Annotated in this window: 22 protein-coding genes and 1 tRNA gene; 15 read left to right on the top strand and 8 right to left on the bottom strand. The window is 33.9% G+C overall.

Going from position 1 to position 24,189, the window contains the following annotated elements:
* A partial coding sequence (locus tag H510_RS18785) for a transposase (protein WP_036692705.1) occupies positions 1-184 on the top strand: 184 nt, incomplete at its 5' end.
* Between the two features lie 177 nt (positions 185-361).
* Here the strand turns inward: H510_RS18785 and H510_RS0111930 are convergent.
* Both H510_RS0111930 and H510_RS0111925 read right to left on the bottom strand, forming a co-directional pair.
* Positions 362-883, bottom strand: a complete 522-nt coding sequence (locus tag H510_RS0111930; RefSeq protein ID WP_026904542.1) for a DUF3347 domain-containing protein — start codon at positions 881-883, stop codon at positions 362-364.
* 44 nt (positions 884-927) lie between these two features.
* The gene (locus H510_RS0111925; RefSeq protein ID WP_026904541.1) at positions 928-1,293 is read right to left on the bottom strand and encodes a hypothetical protein; all 366 of its coding nucleotides are present in this window, start codon (positions 1,291-1,293) and stop codon (positions 928-930) included.
* Between the two features lie 169 nt (positions 1,294-1,462).
* On the opposite strand from H510_RS0111925, the gene dinB reads away from it, so the two are divergent.
* The 14 genes from dinB (at position 1,463) to H510_RS0111855 (ending at position 18,150) form a co-directional block, all read left to right on the top strand.
* Positions 1,463-2,644, top strand: a complete 1,182-nt coding sequence (gene dinB / locus H510_RS0111920; RefSeq protein ID WP_026904540.1) for a DNA polymerase IV — start codon at positions 1,463-1,465, stop codon at positions 2,642-2,644.
* Between the two features lie 308 nt (positions 2,645-2,952).
* Positions 2,953-5,925, top strand: coding sequence for a DNA polymerase III subunit alpha (locus tag H510_RS0111915; protein WP_026904539.1), 2,973 nt, complete (start codon positions 2,953-2,955; stop codon positions 5,923-5,925).
* 111 nt (positions 5,926-6,036) lie between these two features.
* Positions 6,037-8,082 (top strand): BatA domain-containing protein, encoded by a 2,046-nt coding sequence (locus H510_RS0111910; protein WP_026904538.1) that lies wholly within the window; start codon positions 6,037-6,039, stop codon positions 8,080-8,082.
* A gap of 2 nt (positions 8,083-8,084) precedes the next feature.
* The gene (locus H510_RS0111905; protein ID WP_026904537.1) at positions 8,085-9,341 is read left to right on the top strand and encodes a dihydroorotase; all 1,257 of its coding nucleotides are present in this window, start codon (positions 8,085-8,087) and stop codon (positions 9,339-9,341) included.
* Positions 9,342-9,353: 12 nt separating this feature from the next.
* Entirely contained in the window at positions 9,354-10,025 is a 672-nt protein-coding gene (locus tag H510_RS0111900) for a hypothetical protein (RefSeq protein ID WP_026904536.1), read from the top strand.
* A gap of 2 nt (positions 10,026-10,027) precedes the next feature.
* Positions 10,028-10,564, top strand: a complete 537-nt coding sequence (locus H510_RS0111895) for a DUF4199 domain-containing protein (RefSeq protein WP_026904535.1) — start codon at positions 10,028-10,030, stop codon at positions 10,562-10,564.
* A gap of 66 nt (positions 10,565-10,630) precedes the next feature.
* A complete protein-coding gene (locus tag H510_RS0111890) occupies positions 10,631-11,584 on the top strand; it encodes a glycosyltransferase family 2 protein (protein ID WP_026904534.1) in 954 nt (317 codons plus the stop codon).
* Positions 11,585-11,649: 65 nt separating this feature from the next.
* Complete coding sequence (locus tag H510_RS0111885; protein ID WP_026904533.1) at positions 11,650-12,636, top strand: glycosyltransferase family 2 protein; 987 nt, start codon at positions 11,650-11,652, stop codon at positions 12,634-12,636.
* Positions 12,637-12,655: 19 nt separating this feature from the next.
* Positions 12,656-13,405, top strand: coding sequence for a DUF7847 domain-containing protein (locus H510_RS0111880; RefSeq protein WP_026904532.1), 750 nt, complete (start codon positions 12,656-12,658; stop codon positions 13,403-13,405).
* Between the two features lie 8 nt (positions 13,406-13,413).
* The gene (locus tag H510_RS0111875) at positions 13,414-14,916 is read left to right on the top strand and encodes a GH3 auxin-responsive promoter family protein (RefSeq protein WP_026904531.1); all 1,503 of its coding nucleotides are present in this window, start codon (positions 13,414-13,416) and stop codon (positions 14,914-14,916) included.
* 30 nt (positions 14,917-14,946) lie between these two features.
* A complete protein-coding gene (locus tag H510_RS0111870; RefSeq protein WP_026904530.1) occupies positions 14,947-16,089 on the top strand; it encodes a 1-deoxy-D-xylulose-5-phosphate reductoisomerase in 1,143 nt (380 codons plus the stop codon).
* 23 nt (positions 16,090-16,112) lie between these two features.
* Positions 16,113-17,438 (top strand): RIP metalloprotease RseP, encoded by a 1,326-nt coding sequence (gene rseP / locus H510_RS0111865; RefSeq protein WP_026904529.1) that lies wholly within the window; start codon positions 16,113-16,115, stop codon positions 17,436-17,438.
* A 77-nt stretch (positions 17,439-17,515) separates the two neighbouring features.
* A complete protein-coding gene (gene hscB, locus H510_RS0111860; RefSeq protein ID WP_036692701.1) occupies positions 17,516-18,049 on the top strand; it encodes a Fe-S protein assembly co-chaperone HscB in 534 nt (177 codons plus the stop codon).
* Positions 18,050-18,068: 19 nt separating this feature from the next.
* Positions 18,069-18,150 (top strand) — tRNA-Leu (locus H510_RS0111855).
* Between the two features lie 66 nt (positions 18,151-18,216).
* Here H510_RS0111855 and H510_RS0111850 read toward each other — a convergent pair.
* From H510_RS0111850 to H510_RS20505, 6 genes are all read right to left on the bottom strand, one after another.
* On the bottom strand, positions 18,217-19,092 hold the full coding sequence (locus tag H510_RS0111850) for an AraC family transcriptional regulator (protein ID WP_026904527.1): 876 nt from the start codon (positions 19,090-19,092) through the stop codon (positions 18,217-18,219).
* A gap of 167 nt (positions 19,093-19,259) precedes the next feature.
* The gene (locus H510_RS0111845; protein ID WP_026904526.1) at positions 19,260-19,646 is read right to left on the bottom strand and encodes a hypothetical protein; all 387 of its coding nucleotides are present in this window, start codon (positions 19,644-19,646) and stop codon (positions 19,260-19,262) included.
* 53 nt (positions 19,647-19,699) lie between these two features.
* The gene (locus tag H510_RS0111840; RefSeq protein WP_155977952.1) at positions 19,700-20,209 is read right to left on the bottom strand and encodes a hypothetical protein; all 510 of its coding nucleotides are present in this window, start codon (positions 20,207-20,209) and stop codon (positions 19,700-19,702) included.
* Between the two features lie 178 nt (positions 20,210-20,387).
* Entirely contained in the window at positions 20,388-21,224 is an 837-nt protein-coding gene (locus H510_RS0111835) for a DUF4249 domain-containing protein (RefSeq protein WP_026904524.1), read from the bottom strand.
* Positions 21,225-21,228: 4 nt separating this feature from the next.
* On the bottom strand, positions 21,229-23,664 hold the full coding sequence (locus H510_RS0111830; protein ID WP_245584830.1) for a TonB-dependent receptor: 2,436 nt from the start codon (positions 23,662-23,664) through the stop codon (positions 21,229-21,231).
* A gap of 193 nt (positions 23,665-23,857) precedes the next feature.
* On the bottom strand, positions 23,858-24,189 hold a 332-nt coding region (locus tag H510_RS20505; RefSeq protein ID WP_036692698.1), incomplete at its 5' end, for a transposase.

The raw sequence follows: 24,189 nt of genomic DNA, 5'->3' as shown, positions 1-24,189 counted from the left end.
GCTTCTAAATTCAGAACAAGGAATAATGCATCGCAAAAAAAGGTATTATGATGTTGAACCGGTCTTTGGAAATATCAAGCATAATCATGGCTTTAAGAGATTTATGCTCAGAGGTAAGAAAAAAGTGGAAATAGAATGGGGTTTAATCGCTATTGCTCATAACTTAAGAAAAAAAGCAGCTTAGAAAAGCTGTTTTCTCCCATTTTAAGGCTTTAGCTTCTCTATTGAGCCATTACATATCTAAGTAATAAGCCTAAACAAAAAATACTTGACAAATTTGATGGAAAATAAAAAAGCTGCCTCAGTTTATTTCTGAGACAGCCTCTTTTTTGTTTTTAATCATCAGATAAATCTGTGATAGCTATTTTATTTCTTCTTCTACCGTACCGCAAGATAACATGGCCTCTCCGTAATAAGGGTTTTTAATTTCCTTCTCACTTGCCAGCCAAAAACCTCCTTTACCATCATTAGCCATAGGGCAATATTGCTTATATATGGTTCCACTGCTTACTTGAGTACGTATTTCTTTTAGAATATTCTCTGTAAAATCATTAAAAGCTAGTCTTTTATCAGCAATACTAGCAGCAGCATTAATTTTTCCTGCTTGTACCACTAAAGAATCATTAGTACTTTTTAAAATACCTTCTAAAGTAGCACTTGCTTGTTTTGCATCTTCCTCATTATTGGCAACTAAAGCATTTTTTAAGTTGATATAACCTTGGTAAATACTATCTGCTTTGCTGTCTTTAAATGTCACTGGTACGCTGGCTTCTGCCGCTACTGCTGTAGAGTCTTTTGTTTCTTTTCCAGATTGCTGATTGTTGCAGCCATAACTAGCTATTAAAGCAGCACATAATGCAGCGTGGATATAAGTTTTCCTCATGGTGTATGATTATAAATTAATTTGCTAATGTAGATAAACAAACGTTATTTCGTCATCTGATTAAGGATGACTTTTAACCCTTGTTTGAGCAGAGGGAACAAAGAAAAACTATTGTTGTTTTCTTTTTTTTCTTCATCAGCATCAAAGTTAATAAAGTCTTTAAAGGATTTTGATGAAGGCGTTTCTTTCTTGATTTCTTTAGCAGGTGTAGTTGTTGTGGTTTTCTTTACAACTGAAGAGTCTTTTTTGACAAGTATTAAAGAAGTGTTTTGGGTATTATGATTTTTTTGTTGATTGGTAAAAGGATGTATACCAGCCAGTACCGATGATACCAGAAGTACAATAACTGTTAATGAGATGAATATCCTTTTAGTAGAAAAAATCATATCCTCAAAAGTAAAAATAATCATACAAATCACAATAGTTTGTTGTGTAAATTTTTACTAGCCATTCTAATTTTTTTGACAATTATTTTCTTTAAAATAATTTGTAAAAGTACTAGTATTTTTAGCTAAATAATTTAGTAATTTTGTATAAAAACTAATTTATTTAGTTTTAAAAATAAAGAATTTGGATAGGATGGAAAGGCAAATCATACATATAGACTTAGATTCTTTTTTTGTTTCGGTAGAATGTCGTAGCAATCCACGTTTGTTAAACAGGCCTGTGGCTATAGGCGGTTCCGGAGACCGTGGCGTAGTAGCTTCTTGTAGCTACGAGGCTAGAAAATACGGTGTACACTCGGCTATGCCCGGTAAACTAGCCAAACAGCTTTGTCCTGATTTGATTTTTATCCGTGGAGATTATGAAAGTTACAGCAAAGCATCTTTAGAAGTTACTCAAATTATAGATGAACAAGTTCCGGTTTTTGAGAAAACCTCTATCGACGAGTTTTATATAGATATGACGGGTATGGATAAGTTTTTCGGGACTTTAAAACACGCAACAGAACTGAGGGAAAAGGTAATATATGAAACCGGGTTGCCTATATCTTTTGGTTTATCAAAAAATAAAACAGTTTCTAAAGTAGCTACTGGTTTAGCTAAACCTAATGGTTATAAACATGTAGATTATGGTACCGAGCGCCCTTTTTTAGCTCCTCTTCCAGTCCAGAAAATTCCCATGATTGGCGATAAAACAGCAGAAAGCTTACGCAGAATGGGTGTACAAAAGGTACAAACTTTACAAGAAATGCCTTGTCGCTTGCTAGAATCTGCCTTTGGAAAATCGGGTATTATGATATGGGAGAAAGCAAATGGTATAGATTTAAGTCCGGTGGTGCCTTATACAGAGCGTAAATCCTTATCTAGCGAAAATACCTTTGAGCAAGATACTATGGATGTAGAAATGCTGGAAGCTTTACTGGTTTCTATGACAGAAGATTTATGTTCTAAAATGCGGAAAGAACATTTTTTGTGTGGATGCGTAGCCGTTAAAATACGATATTCTGATTTTAATACCCATACACAACAAATTAAGGTTCCTTATACTTCGGCAGATCACCTGCTTATTCCGCAAGTAAAAGAGCTTTTTAAGAAATTGTATAACCGCCGTATGCTCATCAGACTTATAGGTGTACGTTTTAGCAATTTGGTTCATGGGCATCATCAAATTAATCTTTTTCAAGATAGCGAAGAGCAAATTCATCTTTATCAAGCTATGGACAAACTCAATAAAAGATTTGGTAGCAAAACCGTATTCAGGGCCATAGGCATGGGTATAGAAAATAGAAGTTTTAATCCGTTTAATGGGATGACATAAAAAGTCTGAAGACCGCCGCCCGAAGTCTGGAGTTGAGAGTGGAAAGTCCGAAGACCGAGGACCGCCGTCCGAAGTCTAGGGTGGAAATAGTATAAAATGAGTTTGCTAGTTCGTTCCTTATCACGATGAACTAACCATCCTAATGAACTAATGACTAATGATACTAACTCGCCACAGCTATCGGTACTAGCCAATCAATGACTAATCACCCAACAAACTAATGACCAATCACCCAACAAACTAGTGACTAATGATACTAACCACCTAACAAACTAATAACCTAACCACCCAACAAACTAACCATCTAAATGTACCTCCATTGTCAAACCTACTTTAGTTTTCTGTACGGTACTATCAAACCACAGGATTTGGTACAACAGGCTAGGGCTATAGGCTTAGAGCGTTTGGTTGTAGCGGATATCAATAACACATCGGCTATTATAGAATGTGTTAGAGAGTCTAAAGGTAGTTTAGATATCATCCCCGGTATAGATTTTAGGAACGGTGTGAAGCAGCAATTCATCGGTATAGCCAAAAATGAAAAAGGTTTTGAAGAACTTAATCGTTTACTGTCATCCTATCTAAAAGAAAAAACTACTATTCCTGAGAGATGTCCTTACTTGAAGAATAGCTTTGTAGTTTATCCTTTTCATCCTGATAAGGTATTCACAGAGCTTCAAAATAACGAATTTATAGGGGTAAAACCTAACGATTTACATTATATCCACTTGTCAAGATACCATAAAATCCGCCATAAAATGGTATTGCTACATACAGTTTGTTTTAACGAGGCTAAAGATTGGCAGCCACATAAATTATTACGTTGTATAGATGAGAACACCATTCTTTCTAAAATGCCAGAGCTAAGCACTAGCGGAAAAGAAGTTTTTTTAGATGAAATGGCTTTCGCCGATGCTTATCAGGATTACCCACAAATTTTGGCTCAAACAGCACAATTATTATATGCTTGTAAACCTGTAGATTTTAAACTGGGCCAACACAAAAATAAAGCCGTTTTAAGCTCGCATCTGCAATTTGAAGAAGCGCTAAATCTGGATTTTGAAAAGCTAAAAAAACTTACCTATGAAGGCGCAAAAGTTAGGTATAAAAACTTAACAGCTAAGATAGAAAATCGTATAAAAAAAGAACTAAATCTCATTAAGCAGCAACGTTATGTGTCTTATTTTTTAATCAATCATGAAATTATTTCTTTTGCTAATAGACGTGGTTTTTACTATATAGGAAGAGGTAGTGGAGTTAATAGTATTGTAGCTTATTGTTTAAAAATAACTGATGTGGATCCCATTGAGCTCGATTTGTATTTCGAGCGTTTTATGAATGTGTATCGTAAAAATCCACCAGATTTTGATATTGATTTTTCTTGGCAGGATAGGGATGAAATTATCCAGTTTATATTTGATCAATACGGTACAGAACATACTTGTTTACAGGCAACTTACACTACTTTTCAGGTTAAATCTGCTACAAGAGAGCTTGGTAAAGTTTATGGTTTACCCCTTGCAGAAATAGAAGAAATATTAACTCGGTTAGAGCAACCAAATACCCTAGAACCATTACATATAGAGGTTGTAGCTTTTGCTAAAGCACTTCATGAGTTTCCGCGTAATCTGAGTATACATGCCGGTGGAATTTTAATTTCTGAAAAGCCTATTTACTGTTATACAGCTACTTCGCATCCGCCAAAAGGTTTTCCTATAAGCCAGTTTGATATGTATAATGCCGAAGATTTAGGACTTTATAAGTTTGATATTTTAAGTCAGCGTGGTTTAGGACATATCAAAGACACCATCAGTATTGTGCAAGAAAATAGAGGAGTAGTTATTGATATCCATGATGTTCCTCGCTTCATGAAAGATAAAAAGATTATAGAACATCTGGAGCGTGGTAACCTAATGGGATGTTTTTATGTAGAATCTCCAGCCATGCGGATGTTGCTGGCAAAACTAGCTTGTAACAACTATCTCACGTTGGTAGCAGCAAGTTCTATCATTAGGCCTGGTGTGGCACAATCTGGCATGATGCGAGAATATGTTTTACGCCATCAAATGCCTGATAAAGGAAAATCTATCGCCCATCCAACGATGTGGGGCTTGATGAAAGAAACTTATGGTATCATGGTTTATCAAGAAGATGTTATTAAAGTAGCGCATGAATTTGCTCAACTAGATTTAGCAGAAGCGGATGTTTTACGAAGAGGGATGTCTGGTAAATACCGTTCTAGAAACGAGTTTTTGATGGTTAGAGATAAATACTTTAAAAATTGCCAACAACTAGGTTACGAGCCAGCTTTAGCAGCAGAAATATGGCGACAGATAGAGTCTTTTGCTGGTTATTCTTTTGCCAAAGGGCATTCGGCTTCTTTTGCGGTAGAAAGCTACCAAAGTATGTTCTTAAAGGCACATTTTCCTTTGGAGTTTATGGTAGGGGTTATCAATAATGCAGGTGGTTTTTACCAAACCGAGTTTTATGTACACGAAGCCCGTAAAGCTGGTGCCAGAGTAGAATTGCCTTGTGTTAACCAAAGCCATTACCTTACTCATATCTCAAATACAACCATTTATTTAGGATTTAGGCATATTGTAAACCTAGAAGACAGGGTGATAGAGAACATATTATACCAAAGACAGCAGGAACCCTACATCAGCATGGCAAATTTTGTTGAACGTACAGCTATTAGTTTAGAACAAACCATCATACTTGTCAGAATTGGAGCTTTTAGGTTTACCCAAAAAAGCAAGCAAGCCTTACTTTGGGAGGTACATTTTTTATTAAATAAACCCTTACAAGCTCCTATACAAGATACCTTGTTTAGGCAACCTATAAATAGCGATTTTAACATGCCTCCATTGCATTATGATGAACGTAATGATATGCTAGATGAGCTGGAAATTCTAGGTTTTACCATTCATCCACCTTTTAAATTGATTGATGAGCCCGATATTAAAGGGATAAAAGCAAAGGATATTCCTGAATATTTGAACCAAGAAGTACAAATTATTGGACATTTAGTAACTACCAAATATGCCCGTACCAAACACGGGGTAGTGATGTATTTTGGAACTTTTTTAGATGAAGATGGCAATTGGATAGATACTGTTTTATTTCCAGATGTGGCAGCCAAATATACTTTTAAAGGAAAAGGCTGTTATCTGCTTAAAGGAAAGGTAACCGCTGAGTTTAATTTTTACACTTTAGAAGTAAATTATATGCGTAAACTCCATTGGTGGAATGCGAATGAAAGCAATAAAAAATTATATTGATGAAGAAATTTTAATACCTCATAATTTTAAGTAGGTTAATGCCATGTCAATAGCATTTTGTTGTATAAACCACCGTTAACTAATCAGATTTATTAATATATTTGATGCTTAATGAAGCTTTATTATCCTGAATTTCTTTTCGGATTATTATTAATTGCCATTCCGGTGATTATTCATCTTTTCAATTTTAGAAAGTTCAAAAAAGTTTATTTCTCAAATACCAGCTTTTTAAAGGATATACAACAGCAAACTTCATCCAGACGGAACATAAAAGAGCGTTTAATTTTACTGAGTAGGATTTTAGCTATTACTTTTTTGGTTTTAGCTTTTGCCAAACCTTATATCCCGCAAGAAAATACTTTCTCTGCCAACCAAAGCCATTTGGTAAGCATTTACATAGATAATTCCTACTCTATGGAAGCTGTAAACCAGGATGGTCGCTTGTTAGACGAAGCCAAACGTAAAGCCAAAGAAATTGTAGCTACTTATGGTTTAACCGATAAATTTCAGCTTTTGAGTAATGATTTTAACGGCTCGCAAAACAGATTGTTAGATAAAGAAGCCTTTCTTGAAGCTTTAAATGCTTTAGAAATTAGTGCCAGAACAAATGATTATCAGCAAATTTTAAATCAACAAGAACGATTTTTTAAGACCAACAACGGCTATCAAAAACACGCTTATCTGGTGTCTGATTTTCAGCAGCAAGATAATCTCCAGTTACAAAAAGATAGCACAGTAAAATATCATCTCATTAAACTAAAAGCCAATAGCTTACCCAATGTTGCGGTAGATAGCGTTTGGTTTATTTCTCCTTTGCATCGTCCGCAAAGTAAAGAACAATTGGTAGTAAGGGTAAAAAATTATTCTGATAAAAGCCTGACAGATGTATCGCTTACTTTAAAAATCAATAATCAAATCAAGACCATTGGCAAAGTAGCTATAGCACCACGAGAAAGCAGTTTAGATACCCTTACTTTTTCTGGTTTAAATACCGGCTGGCAAAAAGGAGAGTTAAGGGTTAAAGATTATCCAATGGTTTTTGATGATGCTTTATTTTTTGCTTTTCAGGTTAAAAAAGACCTTCCTATAACCATCATCAATTCAATTATAGAAACTAATGCTATAGCGTCAGCTTTTGATACGGATAGCTTTTTCAAAGTACAAAGCATCGGCGAAAGCCAAATAAATTATAGCGATTTAAAACAGCAACATTTAATTGTACTGCATAATTTAAAGCGTATTTCTGAGGGTTTAAGTCAGCAATTGATAGCTTATATTAAAAACGGTGGTAATTTAAGTGTTTTCTTGCCTTTAGAAGCAGATTTAGTTTCTTACACCAATTTCCTAAAAGCAGCTGGTGTAAACTATCCCATTCGTTACCAAAAAGATAGCGTAATGGCAGCTAGTTTAAATTTAAAGCATCCTGTTTTTGAAAACGTTTTTGAAAACATCCCTCAGCAAATAGATTTACCTAAAACATCTGGCTATTACCAGTTAAGTAATGTTACCAAAACCAATAAGCAAAATTTAATGGAGGTTGATGCTGCTTTACCTCTTTTGCAGGCTTATCAGGTAGGGAAGGGTAATCTTTATTTAAGTGCTATACCGCTAGAACCACAGATTTCTAATTTCACTAACCATGGTTTGTTTTTGCCACTTTTATTTAAAATGGCATTGCTAAAAAGGCAAGAGCAAACGCTGTTTTACATTTTAGGGATGCAGGAAACAGCCTTAATAGACAATGTGGATTTAGCCGCTAGTGAGGTTTTGACATTAAAATCGGCACAACAAGAAATTATACCCGAACTTAGAAATACAAGTTTAGGAACGGTTATTTTTTTTGCCGACCAAGTTAAAGAACAAGGTTTTTATGACCTTTATAAAAAAGATAAATTAATTGCTATGCTGGCTTTTAACCAAAGCAGAAAAGAGTCTGATTTAAGCTATACCAGTGATGCTGATTTGGATAATAGTTTTGGAAAAAATACCGAAATTATTGAAGCTGATACTTCATCCATAGCTAATCAGATAAAAGAAGTGAAATTAGGTGCTTCTTTATGGAAACTTTGTATAATTTTGGTTTTGATATTTTTGGCTATTGAGATGCTTCTTGTTAGGTATTTCAAAATCCAGGCAAATAAAACTGCAATAAATTAATCATGAATATCCTTATAAAATCTTGTACGCTTGTAAGTCCTGCCTCTTCGCATCATTTAAAAGTAGTTGATGTGCTTATAGAAAATGGTATCATTAGTAAAATAGCCGCTGATATTAAGCCATCAGAAACAAAAACTATTGATGCAAAAGGTAAATACTTATCAGTAGGTTTTTTTGATTTGAATGCTAATTTAGGAGAGTTAGGATTAGAAAATAAGGAAGACTTTATAAGTGGTAGTGCAGCAGCAGCTGCCGGTGGTTTTACAGGGGTTGGTGTTATGCCTAATACGCAGCCACCTGTAGATGCTAAAGCTCAGGTGGAATATTTAAAAAACAGAGCTAAAGGATTATTAGTTGATATTTATCCTTATGGAACCATTTCGCAAAAGAAAGAAGGTAAAGACCTTGCAGAAATGTATGATATGACCCAATCTGGCGCTGTAGCTTTTACAGATGGTACAGTACCCGTACAAGACGCTGGTTTAATGGAAAGAGCCTTATTATATGCTAAAGGTTTTGATGCTTTGGTGATTTCTTATCCTGAAGATAGCTCCATAGCCGGAAAAGCTAAAATGAATGAGGGTGAAATGAGTACCTTTTTAGGGATGAAAGGTATTCCTAACATTGCCGAAGAATTAATGATTGTAAGGGATTTATATTTAGCAGAATATACCCAATCTAAAATACATTTTACCAGTATTTCTACCGCACACAGCGTTGAACTTATTAAAGCTGCTAAAGCTAAAGGTTTACAGGTTTCTTGCGATGTTACGGCCCATCATTTAGTTTTAACAGAACAAGCTTTACATGATTTTGATACCCATTACAAAGTTAAACCTCCTTTAAGAACAAATGCTGATGTTGAGGCTTTACTAACAGGTATAAAAGACGGCACTATTGATGCTGTTGTTTCTCAGCACACGCCACACGAGATAGAGTTTAAAGAAGTAGAGTTTGAAACAGCTGCTTATGGCATCACAGGCTTGCAGACAGCTTTGCCATTACTATTTAAAGCGGGTTTAAATGCGCAAGAAATTGTAGAAAAATTAGTGATTGGTCCAAGAGATATTTTAGGGTTACCGCAGCCAGAAATTAAAGAAGGGGCACAGGCTAATTTAACTCTGTTTGATGAAAGCGAGTGGGATTATACCACAGAAAATAATTATTCAAAATCTAAAAACTCGCCTTTTATAGGAGAAAAATTAAAAGGAAAAGTTTGGTTAACCATTAATAATCATCAGCTTTACGAAGCTAAATAAAATCAAAAGCTTATGGACACAAAAGTAAAAGCAGCATTAGAGAGCCTTTTTAATACATTTTCTGCATTAGAAGGTGTATCGGCTCAAAAAGAACTTAATCAGTTAATAGCCATTTTTGGTTCCGATCAGCATTTTATGGATAAACTGTCTGCTATGGATGAAATTTTTGATACTTCAGCAGCTTTAGATCCGGTAAGAGAGCTAACTTTTGATTTGTTGTTAATCAACTTTTTTGCCGAAGACGCTAAAAAATTAGATGAAGATTATCTAGAATCTCCAGAATGGGAGAGAATAGAGGAAGAAACTATTGATAGAGGTACCGAGCTTTTAAATCTTTTATTATATCTAAAAGAGTGTGATGATGAAGATATTAACCCTTCTTTAGACGACTATTTAAAAGAGTTTTTGTTGGTTGATGAGGATGAGTTTCAAGACGAGCACCGAATTTATGAAGATGTGATAGCCAACCAAGTATTAATGGAAAGCTCGATTCAAGAAATTGCTAGAATATCTAAAAAGCTTTCTCCAGATTCAGAAATTAGAGAATTGTTTTTCCCGTTGATGGCATTTTTCTTCAATATCAATCCTGATGCACAGTATTTAAAAGAGTTTAAAGCTTTAAGTGAAGACCCGGCTTTTGATGCTGCTGTTTTAGATTTAATAGTAAATTATAACCAAGCATAACCATGAAAGAATTAGAAGTTAGACCAACAAAAACAGCAAGCTACTGGGCTTTATTGGCTTTTGTGATGATTGTTATTTTAACCTATGTGTTTTACTTTGCAGACGTTGATCAAAAATCTGCATTAAACTATATCACTTATATTCCTTTTATAGCTTGCTTGGCTTTAGCCATCAAAAATCATAAAGAAAAGGAATTAGATGGCTATATCTCTTTTGGTAGAGCATTTAATACAGGCTTTAGATTTAGCTCTTTACTTTCTTTAATGATGGGTTTATTTATGATGGTTTATTTAAAATGGTTAAATCCTGATGTTTTAGAATTGGGTTTGGTTGAAGCAGAAAACCAGATGTTAGACCAAGGTCAATCATCAAAGCAAATAGATGCCGCCATGAGTATAGCTAGAAGCTGGGGACCTTATTTAGCTGCCGTAACCACAGCTATTATGTACACTTTAACTGGGGCAGCTTTAAGTTTAGTGTTTGCAGCTATCTTTAAAAAAGAAGCACCCATGTTTGAAGAAAGCGAAAGTGAAGCATAAATATTCATTATCAATATAAATCATCAATAAAATAGGTTGGCTGCCAAATAAAGCTCATGTTAAGAAATGGATATTTCAGTTGTAATACCCTTATATAATGAAGTAGAATCATTACCAGAACTTACCCAATGGATAAGACAAGTAATGCAAAAGAACGCATACAGTTATGAAATTATCTTAATCGATGATGGTAGTAATGATGGTTCTTGGGAAAAAATAGAGGAATTACAACAAGAGCATGAGCAAATAAAAGCCATAAAATTTAGAAGAAATTACGGTAAATCCGCAGCTTTAAATGTTGGTTTTAATGCCGTAAAGGGAGATGTTGTCATCACTATGGATGCTGATTTGCAAGACTCACCAGATGAAATTCCGGTACTTTACCGTCGTATAAAAGAAGAAAAGTTAGATTTAATTTCTGGTTGGAAGAAAAAACGTTACGACCCACTAAGTAAAACCATCCCAACTAAATTATTTAACGCTGCTACCAGAAGCATGTCTGGTATTCACAATCTTCACGATTTTAATTGCGGATTAAAAGCTTACCGTAAAGAAGTAGTAAAAAATATTGAGGTTTACGGCGAAATGCATCGTTATATTCCTGTAATTGCAAAATGGGCAGGTTTTAATAAGATAGAAGAACAAGTTGTAGAACACAGAGCCAGAAAATACGGAACTACAAAATTTGGTTTTAGCAGATTTATCAATGGTTTTTTAGATTTACTTTCTATCTTCTTCGTAGGTAAATTTGGTAAAAGACCCATGCACTTTTTTGGTACGATGGGAGTATTAAGTTTCTTTTTCGGTAGTATTATGGCTTTATGGATTATAGGCGAAAAGCTTTACCATATTGCTATGCACACTCCTTATCAAAGAGAAGTAACAGAGCAACCTTTATTTTATATCGCTTTAGTTGCAGTAGTAGTAGGGGCACAGTTATTTTTAACAGGCTTTGTTGCCGAGTTAGTTTCAAGAAGCTCGGTTAATAGAAACCAGTATCAAATAGAAAAAGAAATATAGTTTTTGGTTCATTTTCATGATGTTATCAAAAGTTCTGGATTAACTCATTAACCTCTTCATCTTAAATGTTTTTTTCCATCATTATTCCATTATACAACAGGCCACAAGAGATAAAAGAACTGCTAGAAAGTTTAACGCAGCAAACTTATACTTCTTTTGAGGTTTTGGTGGTAGAAGATGGCTCTAAGCATAATGCTAAGGCTATTATAGAGGGCTTTAAGAATCAGTTAGACATCCATTATTTTTATAAAGAAAATGCCGGACAAGGCTTCGCTCGTAATTATGGTTTTGAAAGAGCTAAAGGTGATTATTTTATCTTTTTTGATTCTGATTGTATCATCCCGCACAATTATTTAGAGCTTTTAAGAGACCACTTTTATCAGGAATATTTAGATGCTTACGGTGGTCCGGATGAAGCACATTCTTCTTTCACAGCTGTACAAAAGGCTATTAGCTACGGCATGACATCCTTTTTAACTACCGGAGGGATTAGAAGTAAGCAAAAAAATGCAGGTGGAAAGTTTCATCCAAGAAGCTTTAATATGGGTATTTCCAGAGAAGTTTGGGAAAAAACCGGAGGTTTCAAATTAACCCGAATGGGAGAAGATATGGATTTATCTATCCGTATACATCAAATGGGTTTTAAAATAGCTTTGGTGCCAGAAGCTAAAGTATACCACAAAAGAAGAACAAGTTTTAAACAATTTTGGAAACAAATCCACTCCTTTGGTCGCACTCGGGTAGATTTATTTCTCCGTTATCCGGATACCCTAAAAGCGGTTCATTTACTACCTGTGGCCTTTACAGCTTTCTTAATTTTAGTCATCACGCTTAACCTTTTTTCTATTAGTTTGGCTGCTTTAGGCAACTTATTGCTACTGGTTTACATAATGTTGATATTTTTTGATTCATTGTTTAAAAATAAGTCATTAAATGTTGCATTTTTGAGCATTATTGCGTCTTTCATACAGCTAACAGCTTATGGCTTTGGTTTTGTGCAAGATTATTGCAAACGTGTAATATTAAAGCAAGACATTAACAATCAATATTAGTTTATACCTTAAATCTTAAATGGAGAAATCTTTTTCAGTAATAGAAGTTTTAGAAACCTCATGGGAAATCACCAAGAAAAACTTTTTAGTGATTATTGGCTATTCTGTAACAGCTTTTATTATACTGGCTTTAATGCAATTTACCTCTATGTTTTTAATTGGTAGCGGGGGTTTTCTTAGCTTTATTATTCTTTTCTTGGTATTGATTTTAAACAGCATGGCAACATTAGGTTTTTATAAACTTACTTTCCATCTTATCGATAAAGAAAATGAAGACATTGAAGTAAAATCAGTCATCCCAACCTGGAAAAACATTTCTAGTTTTATTACTTTAACCTTGTTTTTAGGATTCATTGTAGCCACTTTTAACCTTATTTATCAAAAGTTACTTACGCTGGATACTTTTAGCAAATTTGTGGACCAATTAAAGGTAACCCCCATAGCATTAGAGCTTTTAGCTGTTGTTGCTTTTATTTTATTGATGATGGTAACTATGCGCTTTATGTTTTTTCCTTGTTTTATTGTTGATGATGATTCTAATTCTATAGAGTCTTTAAGACAAAGTAGGGCACTTACTCAAGATAATTTATTGAGGATAGTAACCGTTTTACTCATCGTAGTTGGTTTTATAATATTAGGCTTTTTGGCATTAGGAGTAGGTATTATTGTAACTTATCCGTTTACAAATGTGATATTGGTTGTAACATATCGTAAATTGGTAAACTCTTATGTACAAGAGCATGATGGCCAATTACCATCTGCCGAATAAACAACACTATGGGATTAAAAGCAGCGTTAAGTAAACCATTTGCAGCCTGGGCAGTGCGGGGCATAAATAAATGGAAATTTAATGCAATTGCGGCTCAAGAGCAAGTATTAGCAAACCTAATTAATACGGCAAAACATACCTTATTTGGTAAAGACCATAATTTTCAGGATATTAAAAACTATCAGGATTTTAAAAAGCATGTTCCTGTTAGGGATTATGAAGATTTAAAGCCTTATATAGAACGTGTAGTTAAAGGAGAAGCTGATGTCTTATGGAAAGGAAAACCTCTTTATTTCGCTAAAACATCCGGAACTACTTCGGGTGTTAAATATATTCCGCTTTCTAAAGAATCTATGCCAGAGCATATTAAAGCAGCCAGAAATGCTTTATTATGTTATATCCATGAAACTGGTGATGCTAGTTTTGTAGATGGTAAAATGATATTCTTACAAGGTAGCCCAGAGATGGATAAAAAAGCTGGAATTTCTTTCGGAAGGCTTTCTGGCATTGTCGCACATCATGTTCCGCAGTATTTGCAAAAAAATAGGTTACCAAGTTATCAGGTAAATTGTATTGCAGATTGGGAAGAAAAAGTAGACGCTATTGTAGAAGAAACTTTCCATGAAGATATGCGATTGATATCAGGTATACCGCCTTGGTGCCAAATGTATTTCGATCGTTTATCGGCGAAAGCCAATGGTAAAAAGATAAAAGATATCTTCAAAAATTTTAGCTTATTTGTTTACGGAGGGGTTAATTTTGAGCCTTACAGAGCAAGAATAGAAGAAAGTATAGGCAAGAAAATTTCTACCATAGAAACTTACCCGGCTTCAGAAGGTTTTATTGCTTTTCAAGATTCTCAGCAAGATAAAGGTTTGTTGCTTTTAGCTGATGCTGGTATATTTTATGAATTTATCCCTACGGATGAATATTTTAATGAAAATCCAACTCGCTTAAGCTTAGCCGAGGTGGAGCTCAATAAAAATTATGCTTTAATCATGAGTACCAATGCTGGTTTGTGGGGATATGCCATTGGCGATACGGTGAAGTTTATTTCTAAAAATCCTTATAAAATCCTGGTGACAGGAAGAATAAAGCATTATATTTCTGCTTTTGGTGAGCATGTGATAGGCGAAGAAGTAGAACACGCTTTGCTTCATGTAGCTAAAGAAGAAGGTTTAGAAATTACCGAGTTTACAGTTGCACCACAGGTTAATCCGCCCGTTGGAGAGCTACCATATCACGAATGGTTTGTAGAATTCGTAAAACAACCTGCTGATTTAGCTGTTTTTAGTGCCAAAGTAGACGAACAATTACAGTTGAAAAATATTTATTATAAGGATTTAATTCAAGGTAAGGTATTACAGCCTTTAATTATCAGACCGTTGCAAGCAGAAGCTTTTGTTAATTTCATGCGGGCAGAAGGTAAGCTAGGTGGGCAAAATAAAGTTCCTCGTTTGGCAAACGATAGAACTTTGGCAGATAAACTTTTTCCTTACCAATTATCATAACGAAAATTGACAAATACATATTCAAATAAAATTAAACATATAGCCATATTAGGCTCTACCGGAAGCATCGGTACACAAGCTTTAGATGTTATCAAGGCTAATCCAAATTTGTTTAAAGCAGAGGTATTAACAGCTCAGTCTAATGCTTTTTTATTGATAGAACAGGCTTTGCTATTTCAACCTCAGTTGGTTGTTATTGCAGATGAAAGTAAATATCCAGAAGTAAAAAAAGCACTAGCACATACAAATATTGAAGTAAAGGCTGGTCATGATGCTTTATGCGAGGCCGTAGTTTTACCTCAGTTAAATATGGTTTTAACGGCTTTAGTTGGCTTTGCAGGTTTAAAACCTACTATTGCGGCTATCAAAGCTAAAAAGGATATTGCTTTAGCTAATAAAGAAACCATGGTAGTTGCTGGCGATTTAGTAACCGCTTTGGCAAAAGAAAATGATGTTAAAATTTTACCTGTAGACTCAGAACACTCGGCTATTTTCCAATGTTTGGTGGGCGAGCAATCGCCAATAGAAAAGATTTATCTTACCGCATCTGGAGGTCCTTTTAGGGGTAAAAGTAAATCAGATTTAGCTCAGGTAAGTTTTAAAGAAGCCTTAAAGCATCCTAATTGGGTTATGGGAGCAAAAATCACGATAGATTCTGCTTCTTTAATGAACAAAGGTTTAGAAGTAATAGAAGCAAAATGGCTATTCAATTTAGCTGTAGAGCAAATAGATGTAATTGTGCATCCACAATCTATCATTCACTCTATCGTTCAATTTCAGGATGGCTCTATGAAAGCGCAAATGGGTTTGCCAGATATGAAATTACCAATTCAGTATGCTTTTACACATCCCGATAGGATTGTAAGTGATTTTCCTCGATTTAACTTTCTAGATTATCCTCAACTTAGTTTTGAGCAAGCCGATACCCAAACTTTTAGAAATTTGGCTTTAGCTTATGATGCTTTAAGAAAAGGTGGAAATATGTCTTGCATCATCAATGCGGCTAATGAAGTAGTGGTTGCGGCATTTTTGAAAGAACGTATCGGATTTTTACAAATGAGTGATATCATAGAACGTTGTATGGATAGGGTAAGCTTTGTAGAAAACCCTATATTAGACGATTACTTTGAGACAGATAAACAAACAAGAATATTTGCAGAAGAATTGATATAAATAAAAATAGAAAAGAAAATTAGATGGATGTTTTAGTTATGATTGGCCAGCTGTTGCTGGGATTATCAATTTTAATAGTTTTACACGAGTTGGGGCATTTTTGGGCTGCAAGAGCATTTGGAATTAAAGTAGAGAAATTTTATTTGTTTTTTGATGCTTGGGGCGTAAAATTATTTAGTGTTAAATATAAAGATGTAGAATATGGTATAGGTTGGTTGCCTTTAGGCGGATATGTAAAAATAGCAGGTATGATAGATGAATCTATGGATACCGAAGCTATGGCAGCACCGGTGCAACCTTGGGAGTTTAGGGCAAAACCAGCATGGCAACGCTTAATTGTAATGCTTGGTGGTGTTACAGTAAACGTTATTTTAGGTATTCTGATTTTCTGGATGTTGACTTTTACTTATGGCGAAACTTACATCCCTAACAAAGAAATTAGAAATGGGATAGCGCCTGGTATTATTGGTAAAGAAATAGGCTTACAAACAGGTGATAAGGTTGTTGCTATCAACGGCAAAGAAATTGTAAAATTCAACGAGTTAAGCAGTTCTGAGGTTTTAATGGGTAACGCTACTATTACTATCATCAGAGATGGTAAAGAGCAAAATTTAGTAGTACCTGCAACTATATTAAATACTGTTGCAGATTATGGTGTGGACGAATTTGTTGCACCAAGACTAAAATTTGCGGTAGACTCTGTTGTTGAGGGTAGTAATGCCGCTAAAGCAGGAATTAAAAAAGGCGATTTAATATATGCTATTAATGGTAAATCGACAGTATTTTTTGATGAATTGCAAACTGTTTTAAAAGATAATAAAGGTAAAACAGTAACCGCCGCAATAAGAAGAGGAGCAGATACACTTTCTCTACCAGTTTTAGTTACTGCTGAAGGTACAATAGGTTTTGCTCCTAAAATTGAAGATTTAAAATTAGAAACACAAAAATATGGCTTTTTTGAAGCGCTTCCGGTTGGTGCAGCTAAAGCATGGGGAAGTTTAACTGATAACGCTAAAGGTTTAGGTAAGGTAGTTAAAGGTGAGGTTAAAGCTAATAAAGCTTTTTCTGGTCCGGTAGAAATTGCCCGTAAACTATATGGAGGCACTTGGGATTGGGTAAAATTCTGGGGTATTACAGGTTTACTTTCTATGGCACTGGCTTTAATGAATTTATTACCTATTCCAGCTTTAGATGGCGGTCATGCCGTTTTCTTATTGATAGAAATGATTAAAGGCAAACCATTGAGCGACAAGTTTATGGAACGAGCACAAATTGTAGGTTTTGTTTTATTAGCTACTTTAATGGTTTTTGTTTTAGGTAACGATATTTTTAAAGCATTCACCAAGTAGGCTAAAAGCTGATAAAAGCTAAAGGCGCAAAGCATTATGCAAGGGCAGCTTTTTACTTTTAAATTTTTACTAAAAAAATGAATTACTTCGAGTTTTATGAAATACCAGTTTCTTTTCACCCTGATGCAGAGGTAGTGAAGCGGAAGTTTTATGCTTTAAGTAAAGAATATCATCCGGATTTTTATGTAAATGAGTCTGAGGAGAAACAGCAAGAAATCTTAGATTTATCTACCTTAAATAATAAAGCTTATCAAGTATTATCTCATGAGCAGAAGCGTTTAAACTACGTTTTAGAGTTATTTGGTGCTTTAGAAGAAGGAGAGAAGTATGCTTTGCCACAAGATTTTTTGATGGAAATGATGGATGTAAACGAGGCTTTGATGGAGTTAGAATTCGATGAAGATTTAGCCAAAGTAGAACAAATAAAAGCACAAGTAGCAGAAATAGAAGATAGTTTAGATACAACATTAGCATCACTTACCCATCAATTTGATGAGCAAGGAGCAGAAGAAAAAAAAGCTTTGTTGCTGCAAATCAAAGACATCTATTACAGAAAAAAATATTTGTTGCGAATACGGGAATCAATTAATAGATTTGCAACCCTGTCTTAAAGATAGGGATTGCCAAAATGCCCAGATGGCGGAATTGGTAGACGCGTTGGTCTCAAACACCAATATCTTCGGATGTGCCGGTTCGACCCCGGCTCTGGGTACAAAACCGAACTTTTTAAGTTCGGTTTTTTTATAACCAATTTTAAATAACCATTTTCTAGAAAAAATCAACTCCTGTCTAAGTATTTCTTTTTATAATCAAGAGGAGTCATCCCTGTGATTTTTTTGAAATGGCGGTAAAAATTTGAAACATTATTAAAACCGCAGTCAAAACATATCACTTCGGTAGGTAACTTATTTTCTACCAAGAGTCGGCAAGCATGGCTTATTCTAATTTCAATTAAAAAATCATAATAAGTTTTTTTGGTCATGAGTTTAAAGTACCTACAAAAGGAGGTAACACTTAAATTACTGATAGACGCAATTTCTTCTAAGGTTATATCTTTTTTATAATTACTATGTGTATAATTAAAAACTTTGTTTAACCTTATCGTATCAGACTCATTAGATTGATAAAAAGACCCTTGCCCATTCACTATAGGCTCATATTCATGAGTTTCTGCTAAAACCTTTAATATAGAAAGTAAAAGTATAATTCTATCTAAACCTTCTGCTTGGGCGGTTTTGTACATTAAATCAGCAACTTTATCTTTTGCTTTTCCTTTGATCACCATTCCGCTTTTTGCTTTTTCGTATAGCTTTAATATTTGATAAGTTTCAGGCAATGATAGTAAGGTTTTACCCAAACAATCTGGACGAAATTGCATCACTATACCTTCAATATTTAAATCTGTATTATTTTGATAATAAGCTTCATTACACCGCCAAGCATGAGGTAAATTTTCTCCTAATAAGATAATCTCTCCGGGTGTGAAATTGCTGATGTTATCACCAATAAAACGTACGCCCTCTCCAGCAATATTATAGTGTAATTCAAGTTCTGGATGATAATGCCATACATTTCCATAGTTAGGCATAATATGATGCTTAATATTAAAAGAGCTCTCTATCTCTACGGATACTTTCCTAAATAAAGGTTTCATCAAATATAAATTTTAAAGGAAATAGGTTTATACTTTATTATAATAGATAAACGTAAACTTAGCAATTTTTGATGATAATATCCTATATAGAATCTATAAAAATCTGTTTTAATTGATGATTAGAAGTGATTAAAATATGAGAAGAAGCTCTTTATACGCTTTTAAATTTAGAAAACGATTACTGGTGCTGCTTCTGAAAAGGCCCCCGAGGTGTTGGCTATAATGTTTACAGGGTTTATAGCTGGTTTATTATCTCTCTTGATCGTAAGTGAGATGGTTTGTCCAGATATGCCTCCATTTCCAGATAAAGCTATAATTGCAGCAGTAACATTATTATTATAGGTTATTTCTTTACGCCATGGTAAAATAGTTATTTGCTCGTTACTGGTACCACCAGCAGCTGTGGTGTAAGAAGCTATGAAATTTCCAGTAAAATTTCCGTTTATCTCATAAACTAAAGTTCTGGACGCTTTATTAGAATTGTTGTCAGCATCTTTTTTACAAGAACTTAAAAAACAGGAAATGGTAATCAGGGTAAGAATTATATTTTTCATGATGATATTTTGTATGATAAATAATTTTTTGTTTTTGAAGATGATATAAGATTTTAGTTTAGTTTAAAGGCTACTCCAATTCTGGCATTGGTACTGCCAATAGCGCCAAGCTCAGAAAACAAGCCAATGTTTTTATGGATATAGTATTTTCCTCCTATATAAACCCCAAGAAATAAGCCGCTTCCATAATCATCTCCTAAATTTAAATCTTCATCTTTCCAGGTGAAACTTCTATAACCTAAAGTTGGTCCTCCGTAAAGGTCAATTTTATTATTTTCTATGTTTAATAATTGGTTAACATGATAAGAAGCTCTCAATCCAATATATAAAGCAGTAAATTTTATGGAAGCGTAATCTGCTGATAAAAAGTCTGCCTGGGCACCAACGCTGATATTTTCTGTAATTCCTTTTTCAAAAGATGCCCCTAAGGGTATTCCGCCGTCATAGTAAGAATTTACACCAATACCAATGTTTAGTAATTTATCACCTTTAGAATAAGCTCCGTTTTGTGCAAATGTGGTAATGGTTAAAAAAGTAAAAATAAGGGTAGTTAAAGTTTTCATGTTTGTTTTTTTAATAAATGATAGCATGTTAAAATTGCTTTGCTAAGCAGGTGATGATTTAATAAAGATTTCAAAGGCTTAACAAATCTTTGTCAAAGTTATAGCAAAGGCTAGCTACCATTCATGAACTTAGGTTAATAAATGAATGCTGCCTAGCTATTTATCTGTCCTAATAAGATTATTTTAAGATATAATTTAGCTCATCAGCTTCTGAAAGGCTAAAATAACCTAGGCAGTAATTAGCATTTACAGTTTTATTAATCATGTTACCCCTAATGTTAGAAGAAGGTATTGGTCCAAACGGACCATCTTGGCCTCCGTCTGCGGTGCCAATTAATATTTTCATATAGTTAAAATACCTCTGAGATACGCCTCTTAACTTAATTTTTATATGATCTCCAACCTTAGATTTAGCATCAGAAAATACCCCAAAGCCTAGATTCCCTTCAAAAAACTGATCGTCAAAAACTTCATAATCAGGAAACTTTCTATTTGCAGTTTCAAAACTGAATAAGTAATAGTTTTTTTGATTGAAAGGATCTTTAAAATTTACCTTAATTCCATATTCATCCCTGTTTATTCCTAAATCATCTCTTTGTTCAATATCTTCGATTTTATTAACAGGTATTAATGTCTCTATTCCTTCATAGGTTTCACCTTTATAAAGAATAGTTAAGGTATAAGTTTCACCTATCACGGGGATAAAGTTAGTGCAAGTATATCTTCCAGTTGGTTTATTTAAATCTAATTCTTCTAAAAAATCAAATCTTACATTTGCCGAGTTTACCATATAAACAGTTGCCTGAGTAACTTTGGGTATCTCTTGTTGATAATATCCTGTAGTGCTTGATAATTTTATGGTTTGATTTTTTCCATCCGTACCTTTTATCCAAACTAAAGCAGCATCCACAACTAATTTTGGAGATTGTGTGTCAAGTTTAATATTTACCACTTCCTCGCAGCTGTTAAATAAAACTGGAATCAGAACAGCTAATATTGATATCTTTTTTCTCATGATTTTAAAATTTAAAGTTATAGGTGAAGCTTGGTACTGCACCAAATATTGATAATTTTTTAGATTGATTTACCCCTGTTTCTGTATTTTGCCTAAATGCAATACTGGAGGCATTTTGTCTGTTATAAATATTGTAAATACTAAAAACCCATTCACCTTGCCATTTTTTTTGCTGATGACGCTTTGGCGTATATGTGCCAGAAATATCTAAGTGATGGTAGGTAGGTAAGTTATTTTGGTTTCTTAATCCAAAATTAGGAATGCTAATGTCTTGAAACTGATATCTGCTATTTGGTAAAGTAATAGGCTGCCCAGATTGTAAGGTAAATATCGAACCAAAACGCCATTTTTCACTAAATTTATAACTAGCTGTTATAGAAAGATTATGCAATTTATCGGCTACAGATTTATACCATTCGCCATTATTAATTCCAGATTCTAAAGCATTTCTACCTGGCGTTTGCTGTTCTGATCTTGATAAGGTATAAGATATCCACCCAGTTAAGTTTCCTGTATTTTTTCTAAACATCATCTCTAAACCATAAGATCTGGCAATTCCGTTCAATACCACCTGTTCTATAGCCTTATTGGCTAATAAATCGGTACCATCTATATAGTCTAACTTATTTTTAATCTTTTTATAGAAACTTTCTACTTCTAAAGAATAGTTGTCTTGGTTAATATTTTGGAAATAACCTATAGCAATTTGATCTAAGGACTGAGGTTTTAAGAAGTTATCACTTGGTGCCCATATATCTAATGGTGTTGGAGATTGAGCATTAGATAAAAGATGCAGGTATTGATTCATTCTATTATAACTGGTTTTAATAGCATGGTCATCATCCAAAGCGTAAGAAAGGGATATACGTGGTTCTAAATTGTTAAAGCTGGCAATACTTTGGTTGTTCTGATAGTTTTTAACACCAATAGGGGTAGCTTTATCATAAATTTTTAAATCTTGATTAAATTTAACCGCCTCGTTATTTGCGTAGATAAATACATCTTCTTGTCCTAACCGGTAAAACATACTATACCGTAAGCCATAATTTACTTTAAGTTTTTTTGTAATTGTTTGGTCAACATCAAAATAGACTGCAGGTTCTAGAGCATACTTTTTTGCTAATTGATCTCTATTCATAGAAGAGTTTTCTCCAATGGGTGTAACTGTACCAGGGTTAAATAAGTGATGCTGAGCGTTTATTCCGTAGGTTAACTTTAAATCATTATGTAAATAATGCTTAAAATCATACTTAAGATTTAGGTTTTGTATTTTACTAGTCCATTTAAAACCAGCGAAGCCAATTTCTAAACCATAATAGTAATCACTGTAGATAAGGGAAAGGTTTGAGAATAATTTATCGCTAAATAATTTATTCCACCTAGCATTAAAAACAGTATTGCCATAAGTATTGATAAAATCTTGGTTTAAATTAAAAGCATCTCTGCCAAAGTAACCAGAAAGAAACAGCTTGTTTTTATCATTAAGACTGTAGCTAAGCTTGGTATTTAAATCATAAAAATAAGCGGCACTTTTAATATCAGTAAGTTTTAAAAATAAGTGCCCATACGAACTTCTACCAGCAAGTAAGAAAGACCCTTTACCACGATTAACAGGTCCTTCTGCAAGCAGCCTGCTAGAAATTAATCCAATGCCACCACTAAATTTTAAATTGTTCTTGTTACCTTCTTTTTGATAAATTTCTAAAACAGATGATAATCGCCCACCAAAACGCGAAGGAATACCACCTTTATAAAGCTTAATATCATTAATGGCATCAGCATTAAAAACAGAAAAAAATCCGAATAAATGGGATGAATTATAAATGGTAGCCTCATCTAGCAGCACTAAATTTTGATCTGCACCACCACCTCTAACATTAAAACCAGATTGCCCTTCGCCGGCATTAGTTACACCCGGCAGTTGTAAAATGGATTTTATAACATCTACTTCTCCTAATACAACTGGCATTTGTTTAATTTCTCTAACACTAAGCTTATTTACACTCATTTCTGGTCGACGTATTTCTGCTATGTTTTTATCACCTAATACGACTACTTCATTTAAGGATTGCTCATTAGATTTTAAGGCGTAGTCTTTTACTAAACTCTCATTAAGTTTTAATGAATCTTCTAAAGAAGCAAAACCTATAAATCTTATTTTTAAAGTATAGTTTCCTTTAGGTACAGTTATAGAATAAAAACCATATTCATTAGTGCTAGTAACACTATTAATTTCTTTTAGAAATACATTTACACCTATTAAAGATTCTTTAGTTTCCGAATCGCTAATCCTACCACTTATGGTAACTTTATCTTGCGCTGTTACGGCTATTGCAAAATGCAAGAAAGCTATCCATAACATAAATAGTTTAAGGTTTACGGTTATCTTTTTACAGGGTTTGTTCCCGGTAATTTTAAATTGTTTGGTTAATGGCATCATTTTAAATTTATGATGCAAAGTTGGGCGTATTAACCTCCTTACGTGTGAACTTTAGTTAAGAAATAGACAGGAAATTAAATTTATATACCACATATCAATAGGTAAAACATTGTAAACTTTATGATATAAATAAAGCCAGATATCATTAAAACAATGTATCTGAAAGGGTTAATTTATGGTAAATAGTCAAGCCTTAAAAAGTCCAATTTAATTTTACAGGGTATAATTTATTTGAATGATCTTGCAGATTTTTTTTGGTCAGTTTATCAAATACCCACATTAGAAGGAGCTGCCATTGTAAAAAGAAGCTGGCAAAAGATGATTTCCATTTATTCATCATCCTTTTGAAGTTAAAAGCAGCAGCAGCAAGCATAATATTGATATTATCGCCCACTATTCCTTTATAAAAGTTGCGGTTTAATCTGTGATCTTGTTTGATGTGTCCGATAATGGGTTCTATGGATGCCCTTTTGCGATGTAACTTTCTAAGTTTATTAGCCTGATACCTGCTGATGTTCTTTTTAG

Origin of the sequence: Pedobacter glucosidilyticus DSM 23534 (genome assembly GCF_000425145.1) — a bacterium.
GTDB classification, from domain to species: Bacteria; Bacteroidota; Bacteroidia; order Sphingobacteriales; family Sphingobacteriaceae; genus Pseudopedobacter; species Pseudopedobacter glucosidilyticus.
This window is presented reverse-complemented; position numbering and strand designations above follow the sequence as displayed.